Source organism: Enterobacter sp. MGH 33 (assembly GCF_000534535.1).
Lineage (GTDB): Bacteria > Pseudomonadota > Gammaproteobacteria > Enterobacterales > Enterobacteriaceae > Enterobacter > Enterobacter hormaechei_C.
On the sequence record NZ_KI973212.1, the window covers coordinates 3,800,113 to 3,812,864 of the forward strand.

General features: G+C 54.1%; 15 protein-coding genes. 5 read left to right on the top strand and 10 right to left on the bottom strand.

The window, feature by feature from the left end; translation table 11 throughout:
- The first annotated feature begins 12 nt into the window (after nt 1-12).
- A complete protein-coding gene (gene pheA / locus L379_RS06375) occupies nt 13-1,173 on the top strand; it encodes a bifunctional chorismate mutase/prephenate dehydratase (protein WP_015571567.1) in 1,161 nt (386 codons plus the stop codon).
- Here pheA and L379_RS06370 read toward each other — a convergent pair.
- From L379_RS06370 to aroF, 3 genes are read right to left on the bottom strand one after another with little or no spacing between them, the layout of a single operon-like run.
- Entirely contained in the window at nt 1,170-2,042 is an 873-nt protein-coding gene (locus L379_RS06370) for an SMP-30/gluconolactonase/LRE family protein (RefSeq protein WP_032654631.1), read from the bottom strand. The two genes, pheA and L379_RS06370, sit on opposite strands and share 4 nt — an antisense overlap.
- 60 nt (nt 2,043-2,102) lie before the next feature.
- The gene (tyrA, locus tag L379_RS06365; protein ID WP_006811631.1) at nt 2,103-3,224 is read right to left on the bottom strand and encodes a bifunctional chorismate mutase/prephenate dehydrogenase; all 1,122 of its coding nucleotides are present in this window, start codon (nt 3,222-3,224) and stop codon (nt 2,103-2,105) included.
- A 10-nt stretch (nt 3,225-3,234) separates the two neighbouring features.
- Entirely contained in the window at nt 3,235-4,305 is a 1,071-nt protein-coding gene (aroF, locus tag L379_RS06360) for a 3-deoxy-7-phosphoheptulonate synthase AroF (RefSeq protein ID WP_006811632.1), read from the bottom strand.
- Nucleotides 4,306-4,517: 212 nt separating this feature from the next.
- Between aroF and L379_RS06355 the strand changes: the two genes are divergently transcribed.
- The 4 genes from L379_RS06355 to L379_RS06340 all read left to right on the top strand — a co-directional run bounded on the left by L379_RS06355 (nt 4,518) and on the right by L379_RS06340 (nt 7,293).
- Nucleotides 4,518-4,892: a DUF2799 domain-containing protein gene (locus tag L379_RS06355; RefSeq protein ID WP_032619209.1), complete on the top strand. Its 375-nt coding sequence runs from the start codon at nt 4,518-4,520 to the stop codon at nt 4,890-4,892.
- A gap of 153 nt (nt 4,893-5,045) precedes the next feature.
- Nucleotides 5,046-5,582, top strand: a complete 537-nt coding sequence (locus L379_RS06350; RefSeq protein WP_032619208.1) for a regulatory sequestration protein YfiR — start codon at nt 5,046-5,048, stop codon at nt 5,580-5,582.
- Nucleotides 5,575-6,795 carry a diguanylate cyclase DgcN/YfiN gene (gene dgcN / locus L379_RS06345; RefSeq protein WP_017692859.1) on the top strand — a complete coding sequence of 407 codons (1,221 nt, stop codon included), beginning with the start codon at nt 5,575-5,577 and terminating at the stop codon, nt 6,793-6,795. The genes L379_RS06350 and dgcN overlap by 8 nt, the downstream gene beginning before the upstream one ends.
- A gap of 12 nt (nt 6,796-6,807) precedes the next feature.
- The gene (locus L379_RS06340; protein ID WP_017382956.1) at nt 6,808-7,293 is read left to right on the top strand and encodes an OmpA family protein; all 486 of its coding nucleotides are present in this window, start codon (nt 6,808-6,810) and stop codon (nt 7,291-7,293) included.
- Between the two features lie 2 nt (nt 7,294-7,295).
- Here L379_RS06340 and L379_RS06335 read toward each other — a convergent pair whose 3' ends face one another.
- The 7 genes from L379_RS06335 to ffh form a co-directional block, all read right to left on the bottom strand.
- The gene (locus L379_RS06335; RefSeq protein WP_032654634.1) at nt 7,296-8,666 is read right to left on the bottom strand and encodes a PepSY-associated TM helix domain-containing protein; all 1,371 of its coding nucleotides are present in this window, start codon (nt 8,664-8,666) and stop codon (nt 7,296-7,298) included.
- A 38-nt stretch (nt 8,667-8,704) separates the two neighbouring features.
- Nucleotides 8,705-9,109: a DUF2946 domain-containing protein gene (locus L379_RS06330; protein WP_032654636.1), complete on the bottom strand. Its 405-nt coding sequence runs from the start codon at nt 9,107-9,109 to the stop codon at nt 8,705-8,707.
- 132 nt (nt 9,110-9,241) lie between these two features.
- A complete protein-coding gene (gene rplS, locus L379_RS06325) occupies nt 9,242-9,589 on the bottom strand; it encodes a 50S ribosomal protein L19 (protein ID WP_002914145.1) in 348 nt (115 codons plus the stop codon).
- Between the two features lie 43 nt (nt 9,590-9,632).
- The gene (gene trmD, locus L379_RS06320) at nt 9,633-10,400 is read right to left on the bottom strand and encodes a tRNA (guanosine(37)-N1)-methyltransferase TrmD (RefSeq protein ID WP_014832949.1); all 768 of its coding nucleotides are present in this window, start codon (nt 10,398-10,400) and stop codon (nt 9,633-9,635) included.
- Nucleotides 10,401-10,431: 31 nt separating this feature from the next.
- Nucleotides 10,432-10,971, bottom strand: coding sequence for a ribosome maturation factor RimM (rimM, locus tag L379_RS06315; protein WP_015571575.1), 540 nt, complete (start codon nt 10,969-10,971; stop codon nt 10,432-10,434).
- A gap of 15 nt (nt 10,972-10,986) precedes the next feature.
- Nucleotides 10,987-11,235, bottom strand: a complete 249-nt coding sequence (gene rpsP, locus L379_RS06310) for a 30S ribosomal protein S16 (RefSeq protein ID WP_003863133.1) — start codon at nt 11,233-11,235, stop codon at nt 10,987-10,989.
- A 116-nt stretch (nt 11,236-11,351) separates the two neighbouring features.
- Nucleotides 11,352-12,713 (bottom strand): signal recognition particle protein, encoded by a 1,362-nt coding sequence (ffh, locus tag L379_RS06305; RefSeq protein ID WP_003863132.1) that lies wholly within the window; start codon nt 12,711-12,713, stop codon nt 11,352-11,354.
- Nucleotides 12,714-12,752 lie beyond the last annotated feature (39 nt).

Consider the following 12,752-nt stretch of genomic DNA (forward strand, 5'->3'; position numbering starts at 1 on the left):
ACAGACAACACTATGACACCGGAAAACCCGCTCCTGGATTTACGCGTAAAAATCAGTGCACTCGACGAAAAATTACTGGCCCTGCTGGCAGAACGCCGCGCGCTCGCCGTTGAAGTGGGCAAAGCCAAGCTCGAGTCCCATCGGCCGGTGCGCGATATCGATCGCGAACGTGATTTACTGGAACGGTTGATTCAACTCGGCAAAGCGCATCATCTGGATGCGCACTACATCACCCGCCTGTTCCAGCTCATCATCGAAGACTCCGTTCTGACGCAACAAGCCCTGCTCCAGCAGCATCTGAACAAAACCAACCCGCACTCTGCTCGTATCGCTTTCCTCGGCCCGAAAGGCTCCTATTCTCACCTGGCGGCTCGCCAGTACGCAGCCCGACATTTCGAAGAGTTTATTGAGAGCGGCTGCGCGAAATTTGCAGACATCTTCAACCAGGTCGAAACCGGCCAGGCAGATTACGCCGTGGTGCCTATTGAGAACACCAGTTCCGGCGCCATCAACGATGTTTACGATCTGCTCCAGCACACCAGCCTGTCGTTAGTCGGCGAGTTGACTATCCCTATCGATCACTGTGTGCTGGTCTCTGGCTCAACCGATCTGAGTCAGATCGAAACGGTGTACAGCCACCCGCAGCCGTTCCAGCAGTGCAGCCAGTTCCTGAACCGTTATCCGCACTGGAAAATTGAATACACCGAAAGCACCTCGGCGGCGATGGAAAAAGTGGCGCAGGCAAACTCTTCTGCCGTCGCGGCTCTCGGTAGCGAAGCGGGCGGCGCGCTGTATGGCTTACAGGTGCTGGAACGCAATCTGGCCAACCAGACGCAGAATATCACCCGTTTCGTGGTTCTGGCCCGCAAGGCCATCAACGTGTCGGACCAGGTCCCGGCGAAAACCACCCTGCTGATGGCGACCGGCCAGCAGGCGGGTGCGCTGGTTGAAGCGCTGCTGGTGCTGCGTAATCACAACCTGATCATGACGAAGCTGGAATCCCGCCCAATACATGGCAACCCGTGGGAAGAAATGTTTTATCTCGACGTTCAGGCCAACCTGGAGTCTGCGTCCATGCAGAAAGCCCTGCGCGAACTGGGCGAGATCACACGCTCCATGAAAGTGCTGGGCTGCTATCCGAGCGAAAACGTGGTCCCGGTCGATCCGGCTTAACGTTCGATAAAGCGGCTTTTCTTCATCCCTGCCACATTTACAGGCAGGGTGAAGATGGCACCGGAAAGCGGATATTTCGCCAGCTCCTCCGCCTCCATATTTTCCCGCGTGGTGGTGATAAACAGCGTTTTCATATCGTCGCCGCCAAAGCAGACCATTGTCGGGCAGCGTACCGGCAGCCGATACTCTTCCAGCTGTTCGCCTTGCGGTGAAAACCGTGCGATACGCCAGCCGTCAAACAGTGCGCTCCAGTAGCAGCCTTCCTCGTCCATTGCCGCTCCGTCGGGCATACCTTCTCCCTCGCTAAACCGGCGAAACTCTTCGCGCTTACCGGGTTCCCCCTGCTCATCAAGCGGCGTACGGTAGATCACACCGTTCGGCGTATCAGAAGTAAACATCCATCGTTTGTCAGGACTAAACGCTAAACCGTTATGCCCGTGAATATCGCACTGGATCACTTTCGGCGTCAGGTCGTTGTCGATACGCATCAGCATGGCGCCGTTATAATCTCCCGGCCCCCAGAAGGTGCCCGCATAAAACCGTCCCTGATGATCGGTACCGCCATCGTTAAAGCGTGCAAGCTGCGGGTTGGACGGGTTATCGCAAACCTTACGCTGGAGCAGGCCGTGTTTATCGGTCAGCCAGATGGCGTTTCGCATCGCGACGATAAATCCGCCGCGTTCACGCAGGGCAAAACACCCAACTTCTTCATGGAATGAGAGCACCGAGTGTTCCGCGGTGGGCAGATGGTACCGATGGATCTCCCCTTCCAGGATATCCGCCCAGTAGAGCGCCTTCTCGTCTGCACTCCATGTCGGGCATTCGGGCAGATGCCCGGTATAGTTCAACAGCAGCTGCGGTTCAGCCATGACAGTTCCCCAAAATGAAAAAAGCCAGCAATGCTGGCTTTCAGTATATACATCATCGCATTACTGGCGACTGTCATTTGCCTGGCGCAACAGCGTGCGGCTTTCACTCTGGAATCGCGTGGCGTAATCACCGAACCAGTGCTCCACTTTACGGAAACTGTCGATAAAGGCTTGTTTATCGCCGTGTTCCAGCAAGGTGATCGCTTCGCCAAAACGCTGATAATAGCGCTTGATCAGCGCCAGATTATTTTCAGACGACATGATGATGTCGGCGTAAAGCTGCGGATCCTGGGCAAACAGTCGCCCGACCATCGCCAGCTCCAGACGATAGATTGGCGAGGAAAGCGCCAGCAATTGTTCAAGCTGAACGTTCTCTTCCGCCAGGTGCAGCCCATAGGCGAAGGTTGCAAAGTGGCGCAGCGCCTGAATAAACGCCATGTTCTGGTCATGCTCTACCGCGCTAATGCGGTGCAAACGTGCTCCCCAGACCTGGATCTGTTCCAGGAACCACTGGTAGGCTTCCGGCTGCCGTCCGTCACAGTAAACCACTACCTGCTTCGCCAGGCTTCCGCTGTCCGGGCCAAACATCGGGTGTAACCCAAGCACGGGGCCAGTGTGCGCCGCCAGCATTGCCTGTAGCGGACCATTTTTAACGGAGGCCAGGTCCACCAGTATGCAATCTTCCGGCAGCGGAGGAAGTTTCGCGATTATTTGCTCCGTCACATGGATCGGCACGCTGACGATAACCATTCCGGCGTCTTTCATCAGCTCCGGCGCGTGCGACCAGTCCTCTTTCTCCAGAATGCGCACCTGATAGCCAGAAAGCGTCAGCATTTTCTCAAACAGACGCCCCATCTGCCCGCCACCACCGACGATAACCACCGGGCGCAGCGACGGACAGAGGGTTTTGAAGCCCTTGTCGTTTTCGCTGGAATAGGACTCGCGCATCACGCGACGCAGAACGTCCTCAATCAAATCAGGTGATACGCCCAGGGCCTGCGCCTCTTTACGGCGGGAGGCGAGCATAGAGGCCTCGCGCTCCGGAACGTAAATCGGCAGGCCGTATTTACTTTTAACCTCGCCGACCTCAGCAACCAGTGCCATGCGGCGCGCCAGAAGATCCAGCAACGCCTTATCCACTTCATCAATTTGATCGCGTAATGCGGTCAATTCAGCAACCATAACTACCCTCTTATGCCAGACGCGTCGCCAGCTGGCCGTTCAAATCTTTGTGGATCTCACGCAGCAGCGCATCGGTGGTTTCCCAGCTAATGCAGGCATCGGTGACCGAGACGCCGGGCTTCATCGCGCTACGCGGCTGTTCCGATGACTGATTGCCTTCATGAATATTACTTTCAATCATCAGGCCGATAATTGAACGGTTGCCATCTTTAATCTGAGCAATCACAGATTCTGCAACCGCAGGCTGGCGACGGTAATCTTTATTCGAATTACCATGACTGCAATCTACCATCAGCGCCGGACGCAGTCCCGCCTGTTCCATCTCTTTTTCACACTGCGCGACATCCGCCGGGCTGTAGTTTGGCGCTTTACCACCGCGCAGGATCACATGCCCGTCCGGGTTGCCCTGCGTTTGCAGCAGGCATACCTGGCCCGCCTGGTTGATCCCGACAAAACGATGGGGCATGGCGGCGGCGCGCATGGCGTTAATCGCCGTGGCCAGGCTGCCGTCGGTACCGTTTTTAAAACCAACCGGCATAGACAGGCCAGACGCCATCTCGCGGTGGGTTTGTGACTCGGTGGTGCGCGCCCCAATCGCAGACCAGCTGAAGAGATCGCCCAGGTACTGCGGGCTGTTCGGATCCAGCGCTTCGGTAGCCAGCGGCAGCCCCATGCTCACCAGTTCCACCAGCAGGCGACGCGCAATTTTCAGTCCTGCTTCCACATCAAACGAGCCATCCATGTGCGGATCGTTGATCAACCCTTTCCAGCCAACGGTCGTACGTGGCTTCTCAAAATAGACGCGCATCACCAGATAGAGGCTATCGCTGACCTCCTCCGCTAATGCTTTAAATCGACGAGCGTACTCAATGGCGGTTTCAGGATCGTGAATAGAGCAAGGACCACATACCACCAGCAGGCGCGGATCGCGGCCAGCGATAATGTCAGAAATGGTCTGGCGCGAGTGCTCAATCTGAGCTTCCTGCGCGACGCTCAGCGGGAATTCCGCCTTCAGTTGATCCGGGGTGATTAACACCTGTTCGTCAGTGATATGTACGTTGTTCAGCGCGTCTTTTTGCATGATTGCGATCCTGTCAAACTCGTTTGCGATAGTGGTTTTCCTCGAAGAGGTGACACAACGATATCACATTAAGTAAATATTTCAATCCAAAATACGTACACATTACTTTACACCAACCCTTTAATTGCAAAAATAATGGCCTAAAATCGTAAAGTTAAAATTACACACGCACGCCTGTAAGCCAGGCTATGCTCACAAAAAGGAGAATAGCCATGCGTTCAATTGCTTTTATGTTGTTGTCGCTGATTTTGTCGGGTTGCCAGATCAATCCTTATACTTTTCAGCCTAACTGGACCAGACCGGACTGGTTCACGGCCGGTAAAGAAGACGCTATGAATGGTGTTCCGGTTAAAGATAACCAGGCTCTGGCCGATAGTTTTAATGACCCTCAGGTTGATCGAGCGGAATATCTTCGTGGCTACGCTGACGGACAGAAAAAAATATGCGAAGAGGGCTTTATTCACGCCTGGGGATTAGCGGGCAAATCATTTCCTGCCAGCTGCGATGCAACTGAAAATGCAGTAAAACTGCATGAATCCTGGCAACAAGGATTGGATGAAAGTATGCGTTCCAGCAGGCTTAATTGAGCCTGCCTTAATTCCTCTGAATATAGCTCACTGTAAGATTTAGCTTAGGTCAAAACAGGGATATTTCTGACATAATGACGGCTTTGATAAACAATGGTATTCTGCCGACAATTCTTAAGGACATCTATTTCCGGGGCGGTTTGGCGGATTCTGATGAGAAATGCAATCTTGATCGCTTTGCTCCGACTCCCCCTGGCGCTAATACTGTTCATTTTAGTAGCCCCTGCAACGGCAGGCTCGTTCACGGAAACGGATAAATCAGTACGTTCGATTGTTTCTGGCATTGTGAGCTACACCCGATGGCCAGCACTGTCCGGCCAGCCTAAGCTCTGTATTTATGCCTCTTCCCATTACAGACAGGCGCTCAGCAGTGAAGATGAACACAACCCGTTGCCCTATAGTCCTGTCATTGTGCATAGCGATCGGGAAGCACTCGCAGCAAGGTGTGATGCCCTCTATTTCGGGAGCGAGTCGCCGGCAAAACAACAGGAAATAATAAATCAATATCAGGGCCAGGCGTTGCTATTAATGTCAGAACAAAATCCTGAATGCGTTATTGGCAGCGCATTTTGTCTGATAATAGAGCACAACCTCGTCAGGTTTTCCGTAAATCTGGATGCGCTGGCGCGCAGTGGCGTAAGAGTCAATCCGGATGTATTAATGCTCGCACGGAATAAGAAGCATGAATAAGGAAGTCGCACCAACACCGCGTCCGACGTTTAAAAGAACGTTGCGACGAATCAGCATGATAAGCGTCATTATAACGATGACGTTTATATGGTTGCTGCTGTGTTTCGCTTCCGTGGTGACATTAAAGCAATACGCGCAAAAAAACCTCGAACTTACCGGCGCCACCATGAGCCACAGCCTTGAAGCCTCTCTGGTGTTCAACGATGCCGTGGCGGCAAATGAAACGCTGGCGACCCTCGGCAAGCAGGGGCAGTTCGCCGTGGCGGAAGTGCTTAACGCACATCATAAACGGTTTGCCTGGTGGTCATGGAACCCGGCGGATAATACCGACACGCTGGGCGCGCTGGTCAACCGGTGGTTGTTCCCTGTTCCTGTCGCACAGCCCATCATACATAATGGCAATGTGATTGGCGAAATTCGTCTGACCGCGCGAGACAGCCTGATTAGCCACTTTATCTGGCTCTCATTTGCGGTCCTCACCGGCTGCATTCTTTTTGCCTCTGCCGTCGCATTGACCATCACCCGCTCGCTACATCATGGCATGGTTGTTGAAATGCAAAACATCACTGACGTTGTGCATGACGTTCGCACTAACCGCAACTTCTCTCGCCGGGTAACGGAAGGCCGCATTGAAGAGTTCCACCAGTTTGGTGAAGACTTCAACAGCCTGCTGGATGAAATGGAAGAGTGGCAGCTCAAGCTACAGGCGAAAAACGCTCAACTGTTGCGTACCGCCATGCACGATCCGCTCACGGGGCTTGCAAACCGCGCCGCGTTTCGCAACAACATTGCGGCATTAATGAACGACGCTTCAGCAAAAACCAATTCTGCCCTGCTCTTCCTGGACGGTGATAACTTCAAGGTTATCAATGACACCTGGGGTCATGCCGCAGGTGACTGCGTACTGATCGAAGCCGCCAAAAGGATGGTCGAGTTTGGCGAAAAACGTCATCAGTCTTACCGTCTTGGCGGCGATGAATTTGCCATGATCCTTTACGGCGTCCACACCGCACGTGAGGTCGAATTTATTTGCGCTGCGCTGTCGCAGCAATTTATCCGTCCGTTTGATCTGCATAACGGGCACACAGCATCAATGTCCCTCAGCATTGGCTTTGCTCTGGCGTGGGAAAATGCCTCCGTTGAAGCATTACTGGAGCAAGCCGATCGCAATATGTATCTGGTCAAAAACCAGCGTTCGAAAACAATATCCTGAAAGGAAGACGATATGTTAAAGCGATACTTTGCGCCGTTAATACTGGCATCACTGGTAATGTCCGGATGCCAGTCATCCCCTGAAGGGAAATTCACGCCAGAGCAAATTGCGGCCATGAAATCCTACGGCTTTAACGAACTGAATGGCGACTGGTCTCTGGGCCTGTCGGATAAGATCCTGTTTGATAAAAATGACGCCAGGCTGCGCCCGGAAAGTGAAACGCAGATCCAGACTATGGCCTCACGCCTGGCGGCAACCGGTCTGAACCACGCCAGGATGGATGGCCATACGGATAATTATGGCGAAGAGAGCTACAACGAAGCGCTTTCGTTAAAACGTGCCAATGTTGTGGCGGATGCCTGGGCGAAGGGCGCGAACATCCCGCGCAGCAATCTCACTACGCGGGGCTTAGGCAAAAAATACCCTGTCAGCAGCAACCGCACTGCGCAGGGGCGCGCTGAAAACCGCCGGGTTGCGGTAGTCATCAGCACGCCTTAAGGCTATTTAACGGATGTTCCGGCGAGCGACACGCCTGAAACCGCTCGCCAGCGCAGCCAGTCAATCACAATAAAGACCGCCAGACTGACGCCCATTACCGGCAACGCCAGCCCCAGCAGGAGGCTTATCAGGAACGACACTCCCCTTCCCCACAGCGGCAATGCCAGCCAGCTTTGGCAGAGCGTCTGTACCGGGTTCGCGGCTGACGTTGCAGGGCGACGCATCCACCACATCCGGTATCCCCAGATAATCAACACACACAGCGCAACGCCAAACGCGATGAGCAGCAGCTGATTTGCCAGACCAAACAGGATCCCCATATGGAAATCCACGCCCCAGCGGGTGAGTTTAGCCATCAGCGGGAAATCCCCGAAGCGAGTGCTGTCCAGCACCTTCAGTGAGTGGGGATCCACGGCAACGGCATCAACCTGCGTAGGCCAGCGGCGATCGATTTCCGTCACCGTCCAGGCCTGGTCGACCCTGCTTGCCGGACGGATCTCAACGTTGTTCGCATCAATCCCTGACTGGCGGGCGACCTGCAATACGTTGTCAAAAAGCGACAGTTTGACTGGCATTTCAGGCATCGTCATTCCCCCGTGATGACCACGATGTTCGGCGTGTTCATCCCTCATTTCCGGCGCACCGGAAAGGGTGGTGTTTACCTGCGGCGTCAGCCAGTTCATCTCTGCACGCAGCTTATCGACGTTGCCACCGGCCCATTGTGACCAGGTTAACCCGGTGACTGAGAACAGCAGCATTCCCGCCAGTAACGTCCAGCCTAAGATCACATGCAGGCGGCGACGATTCTGGAAACGATTGTTAATACGGCGCTTAGGTCGGGTGTAGAACCACAGCGCGATCCCGCCCAGGGCAGCAACCCACATCCACGAGGCGGCTAACTCGCTATAGAGGCGCCCGATGTTGCCCAGCATCAGCGAGGTATGCAGATAATCGATAGTCTGACGCAGCGGTAAAATCCCGCTGGTGCCGTACACGGTCATATCCCCTCGAATCTCAAGGCTGGTGGGATCAATAAAAATAGCCCGATGCTCGGAGGGACCCAGCGCCGGGTCGGCAAACATCACGCGGGTCGTTTCGCCCTCTTCCAGCCCCGGACGTACAGCATGTAAACGCAGCGCTGAACCCACGGCCTTTTCCGCCACGGCAATTTGTTCAGCAAGAGGCTGCGCCTCACCCACGGCATCCGTGTGGAGTGCATGATGGTACAGCGCCTTTTCAAGCTGCGGCGTGGCGACATACAGCGTTCCGGTCAGCGCTGCGAAGAAGATAAACGGACCGACAAACAGCCCGATATAGAAATGGAGGCGACGCAGCAGGTTTCCCCATGCCGCGCGCGGAGTGCAGGTAGTCATACTTTTCCTTTTTAAGGCAAAAAGTGAGTGATTTTGTTTTAAAGGGAGAAAGCAGACCGACGCGGCGGCGCGCGGGTATCGGGGTAAAGCCAGGGGAAAAAGTGCCAGTGGCTGACCGCCTGACGAGGCGGTTTCACGCGCAGCCGCTGCAACACCACGCTGAGCAGAACGATAAGCGCCAGCATCACGCCCGGCACATGCGCTAACAGCACGCAGTAGCCGCATGCTTCCGCATGGTCAACTGGCATAGAATGCGGCATATCACTATGTTGCTCGTCCATCGACATCATGCTCATGTCATGGTGCATACCCGGCATGGCGCTCATGGGATCTTTTTGCAGCGAGACGGAGATCAGCGGCGCCACGACGATCAGCAGGATCGCAAACAGCGCGGTCAATGCCGCTGCGCGTTTCCAGTTACGCTGATGCAGTACGTTATCCACTTACCCTCCACCCAAGAGGCGAACATTGTAAATGATTTATGACGGAAGGGTTAACGCGAGAGGTGCGATGGGATAAAAAAAGGGCCAGCCTTTCGGCCAGCCCTTTCTAACAGGATGTCGCTTAAGCGAATCTTAGTTCAGACGCTCTTTAATACGAGCAGACTTACCAGTACGCTCACGCAGGTAGTACAGTTTAGCTTTACGTACAGCACCACGACGTTTAACAGCAATGCTGTCAACTACCGGAGAGTGAGTCTGGAAGACACGCTCAACGCCTTCGCCGTTGGAAATTTTACGAACAGTGAATGCAGAGTGCAGACCGCGGTTACGAATAGCGATAACCACGCCCTCGAATGCCTGCAGACGTTTTTTGGAACCTTCAACAACCCATACTTTCACTTCCACGGTGTCACCTGGACGGAAGGAAGGTACGTCCTGCTTCATCTGCTCTTGTTCAAGTTGCTTAATAATGTTGCTCATAATTTAATCTCTTATCCTGGGTAAACTGATATTCGGGAGCGTATTACGCATTCCCATCATGTTCATGCTGCTGGTGCGCGTGTTCAGTTTTGAACTCGGCCAGCAACTTTGCTTGCTCTTCAGTCAGAGCCAGGTTTTCCAGAAGTTCAGGTCTTCTAAGCCAGGTTCGGCCCAGCGACTGCTTCAAACGCCAGCGACGTATCTCGGCATGGTTTCCAGACAGTAATACTGCCGGGACTTCCATCCCTTCTAACACTTCAGGACGAGTATAGTGTGGACAGTCCAGCAATCCATCGGCAAACGAATCTTCTGTCGCCGAAGCTTCATGGCCCAGTACACCCGGAATGAACCGGGCAACGGAGTCAATCAGCGTCATTGCTGGTAACTCACCACCGCTGAGAACGTAATCGCCGATAGACCATTCTTCGTCAATCTCGGTTTGAATTACGCGCTCATCTATCCCTTCGTAGCGACCACAGACCAGAATCAGCTTTTGATTCGTCGCCAGTTCGCTCACGCCCGCTTGATCAAGCTTGCGTCCCTGAGGTGACAGATAAATCACCTTCGCGCCTTCACCTGCCGCGGCTTTTGCTGTGTGAATGGCGTCCCGTAAGGGTTGCACCATCATCAACATCCCCGGTCCGCCGCCGTAAGGACGATCGTCCACGGTACGGTGCCGGTCGTGCGTGAAGTCACGAGGACTCCAGCTCTGGATGCTCAGCAGGCCATTCTTTACTGCCCGGCCAGTTACCCCGTAATCGGTAATCGCGCGGAACATTTCAGGAAACAGGCTAATTATGCCAATCCACATAGCGCCGTCTTTTACCGTTTATCCGGAGAATTTAAAAACCAGGATCCCAATCTACTTCAATGGTTTGAGTAGTGAGATCGACTTTCTTGATAACCTGTCCATCGAGGAACGGAACCAACCGCTCCTTGATGCCAAATGCATCTTTCAGGTTTGCCTTAATGACGAGAACGTCATTTGACCCGGTTTCCATCATGTCGATGACTTTCCCCAGGCTGTAGCCTTCAGTGGTCACTACCTGGCAACCCATAAGGTCTTTCCAGTAGTAGTCACCCTCTTCCAGCTGTGGCAACTGCGACGAATCCACAACAATTTCACAATTAGTCAGCGCATTCGCGGCATCACGATCGTCAATGCCTTTCAGCTTGATGATGATGTCCTGATTGTGGTGACGCCAGCTTTCCAGCTCGACCTCTTCCCACTTACCGGCTTTCTGGATAAACCAGGGCTGGTAATTAAAAATGCTATCAGCGTCTTCAGTGGAGGAAAACACTCTGAGCCAACCACGGATACCGTAGCAAGAACCCATTTTTCCCAATACGATCGGTTCAACAGGTGCTTTATTGCTCATCATGACCACCGTGACAGATTAAGCTGCTTTGTTTGCTGCTTTGATCAGCGTAGCAACGCGATCGGAAACAGTAGCGCCCTGGCCAACCCAGTGAGCGATACGATCCAGATCCAGACGGGTTTCTTCTTCTGCGCCAGCGGCCAGTGGGTTGAAGAAACCAACGCGCTCGATGAAGCGACCGTTGCGTGCATTACGGCTGTCAGTCACAACAACCTGGTAGAACGGACGCTTTTTAGCGCCGTGACGAGCTAAACGAATAGTTACCATAACATCCTCTTGTGTGAATAAAACAACCGGGCCCCATCGAGGAACGGAGCCCGGGTGTCATATTAAAAGCCCGAAAATTTTACTCATTTTCGGGCAAAAAGCAATCTCAAAAGCGATTAACGCCCAGGAAAACCGGGAGGCATCATGCCTTTCATGCCGCGCATCATCTTCGCCATGCCGCCTTTCTTCATTTTCTTCATCATGCGCTGCATGTCATCGAACTGTTTCAGAAGGCGGTTTACGTCCTGCACCTGCATGCCGCAACCGGCCGCGATACGGCGTTTACGGGAACCTTTGATGATTTCTGGCTTCGCGCGCTCTTTCAGCGTCATCGAGTTGATGATGGCCTCCATACGCACCAGCACTTTGTCATCCATCTGGGATTTGACGTTGTCCGGGATCTGGCCCATGCCTGGCAGTTTGCCCATCAGGCTTGCCATGCCGCCCATGTTTTTCATCTGACGCAGCTGCTCAAGGAAGTCGGTCAGATCGAAACCGTCGCCCTTTTTCAGCTTGCTGGCGAGTTTTTCCGCCTGCGCGCGGTCAACCTTGCTTTCAATATCTTCGATCAGCGACAGCACGTCGCCCATGCCGAGGATACGGGAGGCAATACGATCCGGATGGAACGGCTCCAGCGCTTCGGTTTTCTCGCCCACGCCGAGGAACTTGATTGGCTTACCGGTGATATGACGAATAGAGAGCGCCGCACCGCCGCGGGCATCGCCGTCGACTTTGGTCAGCACCACGCCGGTTAACGGCAGGGCTTCGTTAAACGCTTTTGCGGTGTTCGCCGCATCCTGACCGGTCATGGCGTCAACAACAAACAGGGTCTCTACCGGATTGATAGAGGCATGCACCTGCTTAATTTCGTCCATCATCGCTTCGTCAACGTGCAGACGACCGGCGGTATCCACCAGCAGCACGTCGTAGAATTTCAGCTTCGCCTCTTTCAGCGCCGCGTTAACGATGTCGACAGGCTTCTGCGCCACGTCGGACGGGAAGAAGTCTACGCCAACCTGCTCGGCCAGCGTTTCCAGCTGTTTGATCGCCGCTGGGCGATACACGTCCGCCGACACCACCAGCACCTTTTTCTTGTGCTTTTCGCGCAGGAATTTCCCCAGCTTACCAACGCTGGTGGTTTTACCCGCACCTTGCAGACCCGCCATCAGTACGACGGCCGGCGGCTGAGCCGCCAGGTTAAGCACCTGGTTCTCTTCACCCATCGCCGAAACCAGTTCGTTACGGACGATTTTGACGAACTCCTGACCCGGAGTCAGGCTCTTGTTCACTTCATGGCCAACCGCTTTCTCTTTCACGCGGTTGATAAAATCACGCACGACCGGCAACGCGACGTCTGCTTCCAGCAGCGCCATGCGCACTTCGCGCAGCGTTTCCTTGATGTTCTCTTCGGTGAGGCGTCCACGGCCGCTGATGTTGCGCAGCGTGCGCGACAAACGATCGGTTAAATTATCAAACATTGTCTCTCGCCTGGGGTAGAAACGTTAGGTCGCCTGGGC